Annotated in this window: 17 protein-coding genes; 5 read left to right on the top strand and 12 right to left on the bottom strand. The window is 45.2% G+C overall.

What is annotated here, in order from left to right; all coding sequences use genetic code 11:
- Window positions 1-11 precede the first annotated feature (11 nt).
- From ruvA to OCV68_RS11065, 5 genes are all read right to left on the bottom strand, one after another.
- Window positions 12-620: a Holliday junction branch migration protein RuvA gene (gene ruvA, locus OCV68_RS11085; RefSeq protein WP_262572651.1), complete on the bottom strand. Its 609-nt coding sequence runs from the start codon at window positions 618-620 to the stop codon at window positions 12-14.
- Between the two features lie 19 nt (window positions 621-639).
- Complete coding sequence (gene ruvC / locus OCV68_RS11080) at window positions 640-1,125, bottom strand: crossover junction endodeoxyribonuclease RuvC (protein ID WP_022476058.1); 486 nt, start codon at window positions 1,123-1,125, stop codon at window positions 640-642.
- 222 nt (window positions 1,126-1,347) lie between these two features.
- The gene (locus tag OCV68_RS11075) at window positions 1,348-1,542 is read right to left on the bottom strand and encodes a hypothetical protein (RefSeq protein WP_147621535.1); all 195 of its coding nucleotides are present in this window, start codon (window positions 1,540-1,542) and stop codon (window positions 1,348-1,350) included.
- 90 nt (window positions 1,543-1,632) lie between these two features.
- On the bottom strand, window positions 1,633-2,319 hold the full coding sequence (gene sigK / locus OCV68_RS11070; RefSeq protein WP_022476056.1) for an RNA polymerase sporulation sigma factor SigK: 687 nt from the start codon (window positions 2,317-2,319) through the stop codon (window positions 1,633-1,635).
- 65 nt (window positions 2,320-2,384) lie between these two features.
- Window positions 2,385-3,317, bottom strand: coding sequence for a DUF368 domain-containing protein (locus tag OCV68_RS11065; protein WP_394803509.1), 933 nt, complete (start codon window positions 3,315-3,317; stop codon window positions 2,385-2,387).
- Between the two features lie 232 nt (window positions 3,318-3,549).
- On the opposite strand from OCV68_RS11065, the gene OCV68_RS11060 reads away from it, so the two are divergent.
- On the top strand, window positions 3,550-3,930 hold the full coding sequence (locus OCV68_RS11060) for a hypothetical protein (protein ID WP_262572647.1): 381 nt from the start codon (window positions 3,550-3,552) through the stop codon (window positions 3,928-3,930).
- 26 nt (window positions 3,931-3,956) lie between these two features.
- On the top strand, window positions 3,957-5,162 hold the full coding sequence (locus tag OCV68_RS11055) for an EAL domain-containing protein (protein ID WP_178086026.1): 1,206 nt from the start codon (window positions 3,957-3,959) through the stop codon (window positions 5,160-5,162).
- 51 nt (window positions 5,163-5,213) lie between these two features.
- Here OCV68_RS11055 and OCV68_RS11050 read toward each other — a convergent pair whose 3' ends face one another.
- From OCV68_RS11050 to OCV68_RS11040, 3 genes are all read right to left on the bottom strand, one after another.
- On the bottom strand, window positions 5,214-5,813 hold the full coding sequence (locus OCV68_RS11050; protein ID WP_262572645.1) for a pentapeptide repeat-containing protein: 600 nt from the start codon (window positions 5,811-5,813) through the stop codon (window positions 5,214-5,216).
- Between the two features lie 52 nt (window positions 5,814-5,865).
- Window positions 5,866-6,075 carry a hypothetical protein gene (locus OCV68_RS11045; RefSeq protein ID WP_262572643.1) on the bottom strand — a complete coding sequence of 70 codons (210 nt, stop codon included), beginning with the start codon at window positions 6,073-6,075 and terminating at the stop codon, window positions 5,866-5,868.
- 82 nt (window positions 6,076-6,157) lie between these two features.
- Window positions 6,158-7,258 (bottom strand): hypothetical protein, encoded by a 1,101-nt coding sequence (locus OCV68_RS11040; protein ID WP_262572642.1) that lies wholly within the window; start codon window positions 7,256-7,258, stop codon window positions 6,158-6,160.
- Between the two features lie 107 nt (window positions 7,259-7,365).
- On the opposite strand from OCV68_RS11040, the gene OCV68_RS11035 reads away from it, so the two are divergent.
- Window positions 7,366-7,608: a YabP/YqfC family sporulation protein gene (locus OCV68_RS11035; protein ID WP_022476049.1), complete on the top strand. Its 243-nt coding sequence runs from the start codon at window positions 7,366-7,368 to the stop codon at window positions 7,606-7,608.
- 1 nt (window position 7,609) lies between these two features.
- Entirely contained in the window at window positions 7,610-8,827 is a 1,218-nt protein-coding gene (locus OCV68_RS11030) for a sporulation protein YqfD (protein ID WP_262572639.1), read from the top strand.
- A gap of 38 nt (window positions 8,828-8,865) precedes the next feature.
- Here the strand turns inward: OCV68_RS11030 and OCV68_RS11025 are convergent, their stop codons facing one another.
- From OCV68_RS11025 to pap, 4 genes are all read right to left on the bottom strand, one after another.
- Complete coding sequence (locus tag OCV68_RS11025) at window positions 8,866-8,982, bottom strand: sporulation transcriptional regulator SpoIIID (protein WP_337675061.1); 117 nt, start codon at window positions 8,980-8,982, stop codon at window positions 8,866-8,868.
- Window positions 8,954-10,546 (bottom strand): recombinase family protein, encoded by a 1,593-nt coding sequence (locus tag OCV68_RS11020; RefSeq protein ID WP_262572637.1) that lies wholly within the window; start codon window positions 10,544-10,546, stop codon window positions 8,954-8,956. The genes OCV68_RS11025 and OCV68_RS11020 overlap by 29 nt, the downstream gene beginning before the upstream one ends.
- Window positions 10,547-10,628: 82 nt before the next feature.
- Entirely contained in the window at window positions 10,629-11,006 is a 378-nt protein-coding gene (locus tag OCV68_RS11015) for a hypothetical protein (RefSeq protein ID WP_262572635.1), read from the bottom strand.
- Between the two features lie 32 nt (window positions 11,007-11,038).
- Window positions 11,039-12,517: a polyphosphate:AMP phosphotransferase gene (gene pap / locus OCV68_RS11010; protein WP_262572633.1), complete on the bottom strand. Its 1,479-nt coding sequence runs from the start codon at window positions 12,515-12,517 to the stop codon at window positions 11,039-11,041.
- Between the two features lie 141 nt (window positions 12,518-12,658).
- Between pap and OCV68_RS11005 the strand changes: the two genes are divergently transcribed.
- On the top strand, window positions 12,659-13,042 hold the full coding sequence (locus OCV68_RS11005) for a transposase (protein ID WP_262572631.1): 384 nt from the start codon (window positions 12,659-12,661) through the stop codon (window positions 13,040-13,042).
- Window positions 13,043-13,085 lie beyond the last annotated feature (43 nt).

Raw genomic sequence — 13,085 nt, 5'->3', positions numbered from 1 at the left:
CTTACCTTTTATCAGAATTTTGCAAGGCTCTTCAGTGCCTGACGGATCAACTCCTCCGCAGAGAGAGCGGGATCAAGCTTTGAAACGGCGCTTTCCGCCTCTGCCTGAGAGTAGCCCAGTACCAGCAGAGCGTCCAGAGCCTCCCCTGCTGCTCCGCCCGAGATTAGCACTCTGTTCACGGCTGCGGGAGCGGAGCTTTCCGCAAAGCTCATCTGTTCCTTAGATATCTTGTCTTTAAGCTCCAGAACTATTCTCTGAGCCATTTTGGGGCCAACGCCCTTAGCCTTTGTAAGAAGCTTGTGATTGCCTGTTGCCACCGCAAGAGCAAAGTTATTTGGGTCAATATCCGAAAGGATACTGAGCGATACCTTGGGGCCAACGCCCGAAACTCCCAGCAGCAGCTTGAAACAGCCAAGCTCCTGCCTGTCATGAAAGCCGAAAAGCTCAATGTCGTCCTCACGGACATGGAGATAGGTATAAAGGGTTTCCTCGCTGCCTATATCTCCCATACGTGCAAGGGTGTTATAGGTGGTTCGGCAGCCGTAGCCAACACCGCCGCATTCTATTACCGCAAGACCTGCTTCCTTGTGAACGAGAGTTCCTCTTACGCTGTATATCATATTATCAATCCTTATTGTATCAGTTGAACTTTATAGCCGATGAGCAGTGACCGTGGCATATTGCCAGAGCCAATGCGTCGGCAGTATCATCGGGCTTAGGTACGGAAGCCAGCCCGAGGATCGAGCGTGTCATCTCCATGACCTGCTTCTTTTCAGCCCTGCCGTAGCCTACAACAGACTGTTTTACCTGCAGAGGCGTGTACTCAAACACAGGCACGCCTCTTTCGGCAGCAGCGAGTATGATAACGCCTCTTGCCTGAGCAACATCAATGCCCGTTTTCTGGTTCGTGTTGAAGAAAAGCTTTTCGATACTCATGGCATCGGGCTTGAAGGTGTCAAGCACTGTTTCCATATCGTGATAGATATCCATGAGCCTCAGTGTGAAATCCGTGCCTGCTTCCGTAGTGATAGCGCCATAGCCCAACGGTCTGAACTTGTAGCCGTCATAATTCAGTATCCCATAGCCCACGATAGCATAGCCGGGGTCTATTCCCAGTATTTTCAACAGTACACTTCCTTCACAGCAAATCACTTCTTTTAATTATAACATAAACCGTTATATGTTGCAAGTTTTTTTGAAAATATTTTTCCGCAGTTCATTGTGATAAATACCTATTGTATCCGATGAAATTTGTTTAATCTGACTATCTGCAAGATAACGAAAAATGCTGACCGCCACGGCAAGGTAAGCGGTCTGCGATAAGAATATAAGCTATAAGCTATGATATCAGCTTCGGGGGTTATCAGCATCAACAGGTACCCACAGCCCTGAGCTGTTTTTTACCATGCCCGATCTGCGGCGGTCTATCTCTTCCATAAGCTTTTCGTTCATTTTCTTTTCAGCACTGTCCAGCATATCCGATACGGCAGTAAGCTCCTCATCGGAAAGAATATCTGCATTTATGTGCTTTATTCTCGGCATAATTTTTCCTCCCCATTATGGTATAAGTTAATATAAACTATACCACATTTTTAGGCTTATTTCAATCGGTATCGAAAAAATTTTCGTAAGCTACTTTTCGTACTCATTTTTCAGCTTTTCAAGAGCTTTTTTTTCAATCCTCGAAACATATGAGCGGGATATATCCAGCTTTTCCGCCACTTCCCGCTGAGTAAGGGGCTTTTTGCCGTAAAGGCCATATCTGTAAAGGATTATCTCCCGCTCCCTGTCGTCAAGGCTGTTTTCCACAAAGCCGTACAGCTGGCGGGATTTTATCATGGTGTCTATCCTGTCAACCATGTTGTCGTCCTCGGCGATAATGTCCATCAGGCTCATGCTGTTGCCGTCCTTGTCAACGTCAACAGGCTCATCAAGGTAAACGTCACGTGCACTTTTCTTGGCACTTCTAAAGTACATCAGTATCTCATTGTCGATGCACTTAGCTGCATATGTGGCAAACCTGGTGGATTTGGAATTGTTGAAGGTGGATACCGCTTTTATAAGTCCTACAGTGCCGATGGAGATAAGCTCTTCCGTATCTGCGTTGGACGTGTAATATTTCTTCACCACATGAGCCACAAGCCTGAGATTATGCACGATAAGCTCAGAGCGGGCGGAAGTGTCCCCCTCTGCCATGCGGCGGAACGCCTCCGCCTCCTGCTGTGCAGACAACGGCTTTGGAAATACCGTGCCGCTTTCCATATGCAGTGCAAAGTACAGCATATTTTCCATAAGCCATGATATCAGTCCGCCGAACATAAAAAATCACCTCGGATATATTATTTAAAATAATATATTCAAGGTGAGATTTGTCCTATTCTGTTTTATTCGGCGGTATTGCCGCCGTTCTCTTCGGTAGCGGCGGAAGCAGCTGCCTTTTTCTCGGAAAAGCGCTTCATAGCCTGCATTCCGAAAATAATAACTCCGCCGATAAGGAACGGTATGATGCGGAATGTACCGAAGGTCATGGGAGGCTGAGGGTCATCAAGAGTTGCGGGACCCATAATAACTGCGTATATGGAACCTATCATCAGACCGATTATAAGGTAAACCGTTGCTCCCCTGTGCTTTTCAAGGGCACGCTGGATTATCTTGATTATTGAGATAACGCCTGTGATGATTCCCAGACCGAAAGCAATAAGAAGAGGGAGTGCATGGAAATCCAGATGAAGCAGGTCTTTTATTCCTGTGATTATGGGAACATACAGACCGAAAATGAGCATCAGCGTGGAGCCTGAAATTCCCGGGAGGATCATTGCGCATATTGCGATAGCGCCTGCAATAAATATGTAGAGGTACATCAGCAGGCCGGGGTTATCGAGGTTAAGACTGTTGTCGGTGCCGCCTACGGGGTTAAAGTGGGTTATAGCTGCAACTATTGCTATGCCTATAAGCAGGAAGAATGACATACAAGCCCTGTCCTTCAGGCATTGCTTTTCTTCCATTATTACAAGAGGTATGGCAAAGATTATGAAGCCGATGAACAGAGATGATACGGTGTAAATATGGCTCTCAAACAGGCTTGACAGCATAACCACCGCCATAAGGAAGCCGATTATCCAGCCTATTCCCAGATTTATCAGATAGAAAAAGGCTTTCTTGCGTTCCTCCCATGAGCCTGTTATCAGGTTGCCGAGAGCATTTATGAAATTGTCGTAAAATCCCATAAGAAATGCCACCGTGCCGCCCGAAACTCCGGGAACGCTGTCGGCAAGGGACATACAAAAGCCGTGTATGGCTGTGATGAGCTTGTTCATTGTTGTGACCTATCCTTTCCACTTGCGTTTTATGTATATATTTTGTTGTCCGAATGACAGGTTTCAGTATAACACACTTTACATTTCTTTGCAATAGAATGCTCTGAAATTATATGAGATTTTTACGAAAATTTCTTGAAATTTTCGGGTAAGTATGTTATAATGAACTTAATCGAAAATATGCGCCCGTTCAGAGCGCCTTTGTCGGATAAAAATGAAGGAAGGTCATATTATGGGCAGTTACATAAAAACCTACATGAGATCGGTAGATAAAGCCCTCGAGGACGAAAACACCGACTTTGCGGCACTGAAAAGAGAACATCTTGTACAGATAGAGTTTATCCAGCACGAGCGCCTTATCCACCTTATGGTGACGATAATGTGCTGTATCCTGTTGTTTATAGGGATGTGCGTATTTTTCCTTTCGCAGCTCACTGCGTTTATGGTCGTAAATGCACTGCTTCTTATACTTGATTTCAGTTACCTTATATATTATTTTTTCATTGAAAACAGCACCCAGCAGCTTTACAGGCAGTACAACAAGATCTGCGCAAAGCTTGAGCCTGATAACAAGACCGTTACCGAGCTTCTGACCGATAAGAAAATGACCTGAACTTAATTTAGATTGGAGGATCTGCCGTGAAAGTCACACCGGAGATCGTTCGTGAGATTATAGATAAAAAAGATATAATAGTGGAGTTCCAGCCGATATATTCCCTTAACACAAGAAAGTTTATCGGCCTTGAAGCTCTTTCAAGAGGTGTTTACAACGGCGAGATAGTTTCGCCGTTTTTCCTGTTCGATTATGCCAAAAAGGACGGCACCGCATTAAAGCTTGACAGAATATGCCGTGAAAAGGCGATGAAGGCTTTTTCAGCCGAGACATCAGCTCCGTCGCTGTTCATCAATTTCGAGACATCTGTTCTCAACGGCATAACCTCAGGCACGGGCGAGATAATGAAAACGGCTGCGGAAAACAATATTTCTCCCCAGAATATCGTTATCGAGCTTAACGAATCACAGGTAAAGGACTCCTACAACCTGATGATGTTCGTGGATTTTTACCGTTCAAAAGGCTTTCTTATTGCACTTGACAATGTGAGTGCAGGGCTTGACACCCTTAACCGCATAATGCTCATAAATCCCGATATCATCAAGATAGACAGGGCGATTGTCTCCCAGATAGATTCAAGCAAATATAATCAGGAGGTCTTCCGCTCCATCATCAACACCGCAAAGCAGATAGGCGCAATGACCGTTGCCGAGGGTGTTGAGACTGTAGATGAGGTCATCACCTGCATGATAATGGGCGTGGATTATTTTCAGGGCTTTTATTTCCAGAAGCCTGAGCAGTTCAACTATCTTTTCACCAACGAAGCAAGAATGAAAATAGAGGACGCAGCCCAGAAGCTTAACATCTCTACCAAGAAAAACCCCACTATTGTCAATATGAAGATCGAGAGCTACAAGCGCATCATCTACAATCTTGTGAACCGTCTTTCCTGCATGACAACGGACGATTATAACGCAGAGCTCAGAAATTACGTCAACGAGCATACCGAAATAGAATGTGCGTTCCTTATCAATAAAAAGGGCTTCCAGATAACCGACACAGTAATGTCCCCCGGAGTTGAGATACTGGAGGGTTATCACCCTGCAATAGTCGGCGTGAATCATGATATCAAGAATTATTTCTATGCCATAAAGGAGCAGATCGAAGACCCGTTTATTTCGGGCTGGTACATATCCAATGCAACAGGTAAGAGCTGTAAGACCATTTCCTCGAAATTCTACGATAAAAACGGTGAAATGATAGTTGCCTGTGTGGACTTGAAAAAGCAATAAAAATAAGAGCTTTCCGAAACAAAAAACGGAAAGCTCTTTTCTTTTGCTGTGTCAGACGATTTTCAATCCCAGAAGCTTTGCAAGCTCTATCGCCTGCTCGTAATTTACCTTTACATCTTTAAGGGCAGACAGCGAAAATCTTGCACCGCTTATGCTGCTGTTTGAGAAATCACAGCCGCCTATGTCAGCTCCCCCGAAGTCGCAGCCGCTGAAAATATTGTTTTTCAAAGCAGTGCCCCTGAGCTTTGCATCGGCAAAGGAGCTTTCGTTGAGAGTACAGTCCTTTAGTGAGGATTTTTTGAATGTGCAGGCTCCGAAAGATGAGTAAGGCCCTGTGCAGTCGGAAAAAACACAGCTTTCCAGCAGGCTTTCGGAAAATGAGCTGCCTGTGATTCGGCATTTATCAAAGCTGCACTGCTTAAAGGTGCAGTCATACATATGTATATTGGAAAGGTCGCAGCCCTTGAAGCTTACATTTTTGAAATAGACCTTTTCAAACTCACATTCTCTGAAACGGCAGCTGTTGAAATCCGATTCCTCGATATCAATTCCGTAAAGCTTTATCCCGCACACCATATCATCGGAAAAGGACTGCTTTTCAATATCGTCCTCATTTTCCTGAGCATTGAGCATAATTTCCTGTAGATCCATAGAACACTCCTGTAAAAATTCAGGCTGCCGAGGTCATCGGCAGCCTGCTTAATTATTCATCATCAAAATTTCCGGGAATATGCAGCTGTTTTACAGGAATTCTTTTAAGAGGTGAATAAGCAAACTTGGGACAGGAAGCGTCCCCGTTTACGAGGCCTCTTTTTTCACATAAAACCTTTCCGCCGTCCTTTGCTCTTGTGCCGAATGCGCAATACTGACATTGGGGCTGAATATCGTTGCCGAAGTATTTCTTCTTTGCCATATGAACATTCCTTTCCTGTGGATGGATTATCCTGCGGCAATGATGTTTTATGTAATGCCGCTGTTTATCATTATTCATTATATCACATTTTTTTGTTTTTGACTATAGTTTTTTGTGAGATTATTAAAATCGTCATAATCAACAAAAATATAGAAAGTATTGGTTGATTATGACTAATAATGACAGCTTCTCTGCTGATGGAAGCGTTTACAGCCACTGCTTCTGTGGGAAAATAATCGGGCATTATCAGCCTGCATATCAGAAAAGCTGCGGCGGAGCATGGTATTCTGCACAGGAGTGCTTTCATAGGCGAAAATCCCCTGCAAACGGACATTATCTGTAAATGAACACAAATGCCTCCGAAGCTGAGCATTGCCGCTGCCATGGGGATAGTTACTGTAACATCGCCGAATATCCTTGTAAGATTGCTTATTTCAAGGAATGACCGCACAAAGGGATATATCTGTGCAGGCGGATATTTTATTGCCCGTGAAAGCAGAGCGGAGACTGCTCCGAATGCTCCCGCCTTGCCCAGTATTCCCATTACCGCCGCCATAAAGATTATCATGCCGCATATTATTGCCATGCTTTCCGCTCCCGCTCTTACAGATTCGGTGAACAGGCTTGCCGAGAATGTGACCTCTGCCTTTTCTTCCGACCGTGGAGGTATCTTTCGGGTAAAGGAGGTTAACAGAACTCCCAGCAGATTTGCCCCTGCCACGGCAAGAAAAATATATCCGCTCATGCCTGCAATATCGGGAGCAACGGCAACAGCCACGGCGGAGATATATGCAGGCCCCGGAGCGATGCAGAAACAGAGCATTTCTTCCGCCTGTTTTGGGGTTATCTTCCCCTCTGTCTCCATCTGGCTTATAAGCGAAGCGCCTATGGGATAGCCTGCGAACTGGCTTATGAGGAAGATTGGGAAAAACTCAGCGGGCATTCGCAGTATATATCGTGATATCCATGAAAAGGGTCTGCCGATGAGCTTATATGTGTTTGTGGATATCATCAGCTTTGACAGAACGGTGAATGCGTAAAGTGACGGTATCATTACCGTAAGGCACAGCCCTGCGGCAGTCTTTGCCTCGGCAGCTGTTTCACGGCACGCCCATATCATTGCGGCTGCGCAGGCTGTTAGGGCGATCGCCTGCAAGCGGCCTTTCAGATGTGTTTCTTTCATGTTATCCTCCCGTTTCGGGCATATGAAAGCCCGTCCATCAATATATATAATATGAAGCGGCGGATAATATTCCGATAATCTTTTATCTGAAAGGAACGGTAATACATATGGATCTGAAGCCATTCAACACGCAGATAACCGTATGCGGCAATTCTTATCTGGAGATAGAAAACTGCAGGCGGATAATGGAATATAACGATATTTATCTTAAAGTAAAGGCATCGTCGGGGCTGGTGGTAGAGATATGGGGCACAAATCTGCGGCTTTCCGACTATAATACAGACGGCATATCCGTCCGTGGCAGGATAGCTTCCATTGAGCTCCACGGCAATGAGGACGAGGTGGAGTAAAATGAATCTGTATGAAATAAGAAGCCGCACATATTTCGAGATATCCTCCGACAGCGGCGATTACAACAAGTTCGTAAATGCCCTGCGATGCAGTCCCGTGCAGTTCTTCGGGCTGGAGATACGTAAAAATGTTATCAGCGGATATGTCCGCACCAAGGATATGAAGCGCCTTTGCAGTCTTGCAGAGGCGTACAGGCTCGATGTGACCCAAAGCAGTGAGCATGGTGCGGCGGTGGTCCTGAAAAAATATAAAAAGCGCTACGGTCTTGTGATAGGCTTTATGCTGTCTGTGGGGATAATAGCGTTCCTGAATGATAGGGTGATGATGATAGAGATAGGCGGAAACGAGACTATCTCCGACAGCAGGATAATATCGCTGCTTGAAGATACGGGCATAAGCATAGGCAGCAGAATATCCGACATTGACCTTCGCCAGGCGGAAAGGCGCATAAAAGGAATGGACAAGGACGTGGGCTGGATAGGTATTCGTCACACGGGAAGCAGGGTCGTGGTGGAGATATCCGAGCTTACCGAGCCGCCCAAAATGCAGAGCAAGAACACTCCATGCAATATTGTGGCATCAAGGGACGCACAGATAAAAAATGTCCGCCTTTACAGCGGAATGCTGGTGCCGATGGTGGGCGATGGTGTAAAAAAGGGTGATATCATTGTAAGCGGAGTGGTAGATACAAAATACGGCAGAAGCTTTTATGTCCATTCTATCGGGGAGGTAACAGGGATATACACCGAGAAAATGACCTTTTCCAAGCCGCTTGAATGTGAGGAATATGTGGGAGCGGGCACGGCAGAAAAGAAAGCCATATCTATTTTCGGGAAGCGCTTTGTTTATTCCTCCGAGGGCAGTGTTGACGGCGAATATGAGTACAATGAGGACGAAACTCCCCTGACACTTGGAAAAATAACCTTTCCCGTTTCAAGGGTGGATATGCACTATCATTTGCTGGAAAAAGTGACTGTCACCCGAACCGAGGAGGAAGCCGAACAGCTTATTGGCGAGAGGATAGACAGGTACGAGAAAAACTTTATCACAGGAAATTCCGAGATAGTTCAGCGGGATATTGAAAAAAGCGTATCGAACGGCGTTGTGACCTTTTCCGTTACCTATACTCTCGAGGGTGAGATAGGCGTAGAAAAGCAGATATTTGCAAGATATGAGGACGCACAGGGACTTGAAAAGAAAACAGAAGAGAATAAGTGAAAAGATCCTCTGGCCGGATATCAGTCAGAGGATCTCTTTTATTTGTGCAGGTCTGTTTTGTGCTGTTCTTCGTATTTGTGCTTGGTTGCAAGTCCGCCACGGATATGGCGCTCACGTTTGTTTGTTTCAAGTATCTCTTTCACTGCGGGAAACATTGACGGACTTATTTTCGGCAGCTTTTCTGTCAGGTCTTTGTGTACGGTCGTAACAAAAGCGAAAATCGCTGCCTATTTTCAGCTCGTCCAAAAGATCAAAATAAACGTCTATTTTTCCGCTTTTATCCACAGTGATCTTGCTGATGATCTGCCTGAGTTGGGTGTTGGTCATTTTCTCAAATGTAGTTATTGCTTTCGCAGAGGAGAACATATTTTCGAGTTCTTTTTGAAGGCTGTCCCCTTTTGCCGCTCTGCCGTCAATGAGCTGAAGCTCGCTGCGGATATTTTCCGCTTCCTCGTTTATATCCTTTGCCTTTGTATTCAGCTCATCACGGGAAATAAGCTCGTCAACGTACATATCCATATACCTTTCACGCTTTTTTTCAAGCTTTCTCAGCCTTGATTTAAGCTCGGAGATTTTTTCGGCACTGCTGTCACTTTTGCCGCATATCTCATTGAATCGTGCGATAACAGTGCGTGTGAATTCTTCTCTGTTTGCGATTATCTGGGAAAAGTATGCCTGCAGGTCATGGGTAAGGTCGGCTTCGTTTATAATTGTGCGGTTGGGGCAGCTGCCTGTGCCGTTGGAGTTTCGTCCGCTGCATATCCATCGGACGCTGCCACGGTAAACAGAGCGCCTGAAAGAATATCCGCATTCACTGCATCGGATAAGTGTGCTGTAAAGGTGTTTGCTGCTTTGCCGCTCATGGGTCATGTTAAAGGCGGCATGGCGCTTTTTTAGCAGCTCCCCTGCCTGTCGGAAATCCTCATCTGAGATGATCCGCAGTTCGGGGCGGGAGACGATTATCCAGTTGTCCTCGCTTTTTGCAATGCGCTCCCCTGTCAGGAAGTCCTTGACCTCCTCTTTGCCGTTGACTATTCTGCCTGTGTATATGGGGTTGGTGAGTATCCTGCACACAGCGTTCTGAGTCCATTTGCTGCTGCGTTTTGTTCTTATTCCTTTTTCATTAAGGGCGTTTGCGATTTTAAGCGCTCCTATTCCTTTGCTGAGGTACATATCGTAAATATCATGTATTACAGCGGCTTCATGCGGATTGATATCCATATTGAAATAGTTCCCCGCTATTTTGTCATAGCCGAAAACGATGTTTGGAACACGTCCCTTTTGCGCATTGACCCACTTGCCGAATTTTACACGCTTGGAGGTGTTTGCGGACTCCTCCTGCGCAAGCGCCGCAAAAATGGTAAGCACAAATTCTGAATTGCCCAGCACTTTCTGATTTGATGTTAGGAACACGGTCTCGATATCAAGTTCTTTAAGGGTGCGTATGCTTTGCAGGAAATCCACGGTGTTGCGGGCAAAGCGTGAGATGTCCTTTACCACTACCATTTCAAACTGCCTTTGCCTTGCGTCCTGCATGAGCCTGAGAAATTCTCTGCGGTTCTTTATTTTTGTGCCCGATATGCCCTCGTCGGCATACAGCCGTACCATATTGTGACCGTTCTTTTCCGCAAATTCGGCAAAGAACTTTTTCTGGGTCTCAAGGCTGTTGAGCTGGTCTGATTTATCGGTGGATACACGGCAGTATGCGGCAATATTCATTGCGTGGCTTCCTTTCATATTACATAGCTTTAGGTAATATTATAGCATACTTTATGTGGGGAAAAACGGTGTTTGGCAGTTGTTATGGGTAAAGTAATTCCACAGATATCTTTGCGCAGTAAAAATACAGGTCAATATCCATTTCACAGCAGCTGAACTTGTAGCGGCGCTCCTGACCCGGACCATAGTCATCAATAACAAGCCCGTGAAAAAAGCCGTTGAGGGTATCAAAGCTTATCCGACCGCTTACATCTGTTAACAGCATTTTCAGCCAGTATTTCTTTTGCTCGTCCCGAATAACCATTTCAATATTATTGATATAGTCGTATTTGTCGGTATCATCAAATACGGTCTGATATTTAAATTCGTCAATGAAATTGAAAGTGTCCCAGCGATAGCAGCTTTCGGGCAGCTTGCTCAGGAGTATGTCAATGCCTTCAATATCTTTCATTTGATCCATTACATATATTCCGTTCATGGCTTATCTTCCGTTCAGTTCTTGTCATCTTTAAGGCGTGATTTTACAGCGGCAATGACCGTCTGAAGCACCTTTATTCGGGCATATTTCTTGTCATTGGCTTCTATCACGTTCCACGGGGCATAGGCGGAAGATGTCTTTGCAAGCATTTCGTTGACGGCAGCTTCATACTGCTCCCACTTTTCCCTGTTGCGCCAGTCCTCATCGGTTATTTTCCACTGCTTAGCAGGGGTGTTCTGACGTTCTGTAAAGCGCCTGAGCTGTTCGTCCTTATCTATCTGGATCCAGAATTTTACGATTATAAAGCCGCTGTCGGAAAGCTCCTTTTCAAATCCGTTTATTTCATCGTAAGCCTGAGCGCAGCGTTCGGCGGGAGTAAAGCCCTCGAGCTTTTCCACCATAACTCTTCCGTACCAGGTGCGGTCGAAAATGGCAATGTGGCCTGTCTTGGGAATATTGTTCCAGAAGCGCCACAGGTAATGGTGAGCAAGCTCTGTTTTATCGGGAGCGGCAATGGGTATCGCCTCATAGCCTCTTGGGTCAAGGGCAGATGAGAGGCGCTTGATAGCTCCGCCCTTTCCCGCAGCGTCCCAGCCCTCAAATGCGATTATCATGGGTATTTTTGCCTGATATAGCCTGCTGTGGAGCTTGGAAAGCTCTTTCTGGCATTTCTTCAGCTGTTCGGCATAAGCTTCGTCCGAAAGCGTTTTGTTTTCAAGTGAAATATCGGAAAGCTTTGGCATTGGCAGCAACTTGTATTGCTTATCGGAGGTAAAAGTTACCTTTGGAGAATCAAGGGCACTTGTTATACGGTTGGTAACGGTACTGAACATCTGATATTTGGCGAAAGTCTTATCGGTTGTGTCGATAACAGTCCAGTGAGCCTGCGGGGTATCGGTCCGGGTGAGCATATCGTCAAATGCCTTATAATATTCGTCATAAAGCTTGTGACGCTTTTTATCCCGCTCGGTCACTCTCCACTTGGTCTCGCTGCTTTCACGAAGCTTGTCAAAGCGGCGCTTCTGATCCTCCTTGCTGATCTGCAGGAAGAATTTTATGATAAGATAACCGTCATTTCTCAGCTGACGTTCAAATTCGTTGACGGTCTTTACTCTGCGGGCGTATTCCTTATCGGAGATATCCTCTTCCATACATGCGACTGCAAGCTCCTGATACCAGCTTCTGTCCATGACTGCCATTTTGCCGTATTCGGGGATATTTGCCCAGAAGCGTTTCATTATAGGATAGCGCATCTGAGCGCTGTCAGCAGGCAGGGTGGAATAGACCTTGAAAAATCTGGGGTCAAGATGTTTTATAAGGTCGCCTATCAGACTTCCCTTTCCCGATGCGCTCCAGCCTTCAAAAATAATGATGACTGGGAGCTTGTTTTCTCGGATTTTCAGCTGAAGCTCCGCAAGCGTCTGCCTGAGCTGAACGGTCTTTTCTTTAAGGTCGGAATTATCAGTGGTGTTTGTTAATGCGTTTTCAAGCATATAAGCGTCCTCCTTTTTGTGCCGATGAACTTTAAAATATATTAACATATTCAGCCGTGATTATCAAGAGCTTTTTGGCGATATAGGCAAATTTTATCAGAATTTGTCTTCACAAGATAAATGTGGTAAAATAAAAGAACAATGAGATATACAAGTGATATGACGGAAAGTCAATGGGAAATAATAAAACCAATATTACAGGAAGCAAAATACAGGAACTTGGAAGAAAAGCAAGAACAGATAAATGCGGTATTTTACTTGGTGAAAACAGGGTGTCAATGGAGAAACCTGCCAAAAGATTTTCCTAAGTGGAAGACCGTATATAGCTTCTATAGAAGAGCTTGTCTGAATGGAATATGGGATAAAATACAGAAAGCACCGGTCAAAAAAGTTCGTTTGGCAAAAGGTAGAAAAGAAGCTCCAAGCTATGCTTTGATCGATTCACAAAGTGCTAAAACAGTATCATCAAATGAAAACCGAGGATATGACGGAGGAAAAAAACAAAAGGACGAAAGCGGCATATAGTAACATATACAATGGGAAATCTGCTTTGTGTGCACGTCCATGC

It is taken from the genome of Huintestinicola butyrica (assembly GCF_025567215.1).
GTDB classification, from domain to species: domain Bacteria; phylum Bacillota; class Clostridia; order Oscillospirales; family Ruminococcaceae; genus Huintestinicola; species Huintestinicola butyrica.
Note: the sequence above shows the minus strand (reverse complement) of the source record. Positions and strands in the feature narration are given on the sequence as shown.

What these genes read in the sequence shown, in the direction of transcription:
- OCV68_RS11020 (WP_262572637.1), bottom strand. Translation starts at nt 10,546, where the DNA reads ATGAATATTGCCGCATACTGCCGTGTATCCACCGATAAATCAGACCAG.
- OCV68_RS11035 (WP_022476049.1), top strand. Translation starts at nt 7,366, where the DNA reads ATGGATCTGAAGCCATTCAACACGCAGATAACCGTATGCGGCAATTCT.
- pap (WP_262572633.1), bottom strand. Translation starts at nt 12,517, where the DNA reads ATGCTTGAAAACGCATTAACAAACACCACTGATAATTCCGACCTTAAA.
- OCV68_RS11030 (WP_262572639.1), top strand. Translation starts at nt 7,610, where the DNA reads ATGAATCTGTATGAAATAAGAAGCCGCACATATTTCGAGATATCCTCC.
- OCV68_RS11065 (WP_394803509.1), bottom strand. Translation starts at nt 3,317, where the DNA reads ATGAACAAGCTCATCACAGCCATACACGGCTTTTGTATGTCCCTTGCC.
- OCV68_RS11050 (WP_262572645.1), bottom strand. Translation starts at nt 5,813, where the DNA reads ATGGATCTACAGGAAATTATGCTCAATGCTCAGGAAAATGAGGACGAT.
- OCV68_RS11015 (WP_262572635.1), bottom strand. Translation starts at nt 11,006, where the DNA reads ATGGATCAAATGAAAGATATTGAAGGCATTGACATACTCCTGAGCAAG.
- sigK (WP_022476056.1), bottom strand. Translation starts at nt 2,319, where the DNA reads ATGTTCGGCGGACTGATATCATGGCTTATGGAAAATATGCTGTACTTT.
- OCV68_RS11075 (WP_147621535.1), bottom strand. Translation starts at nt 1,542, where the DNA reads ATGCCGAGAATAAAGCACATAAATGCAGATATTCTTTCCGATGAGGAG.
- OCV68_RS11005 (WP_262572631.1), top strand. Translation starts at nt 12,659, where the DNA reads ATGAGATATACAAGTGATATGACGGAAAGTCAATGGGAAATAATAAAA.
- OCV68_RS11045 (WP_262572643.1), bottom strand. Translation starts at nt 6,075, where the DNA reads ATGGCAAAGAAGAAATACTTCGGCAACGATATTCAGCCCCAATGTCAG.
- ruvA (WP_262572651.1), bottom strand. Translation starts at nt 620, where the DNA reads ATGATATACAGCGTAAGAGGAACTCTCGTTCACAAGGAAGCAGGTCTT.
- OCV68_RS11025 (WP_337675061.1), bottom strand. Translation starts at nt 8,982, where the DNA reads ATGTTTCCCGCAGTGAAAGAGATACTTGAAACAAACAAACGTGAGCGC.
- OCV68_RS11040 (WP_262572642.1), bottom strand. Translation starts at nt 7,258, where the DNA reads ATGAAAGAAACACATCTGAAAGGCCGCTTGCAGGCGATCGCCCTAACA.
- OCV68_RS11060 (WP_262572647.1), top strand. Translation starts at nt 3,550, where the DNA reads ATGGGCAGTTACATAAAAACCTACATGAGATCGGTAGATAAAGCCCTC.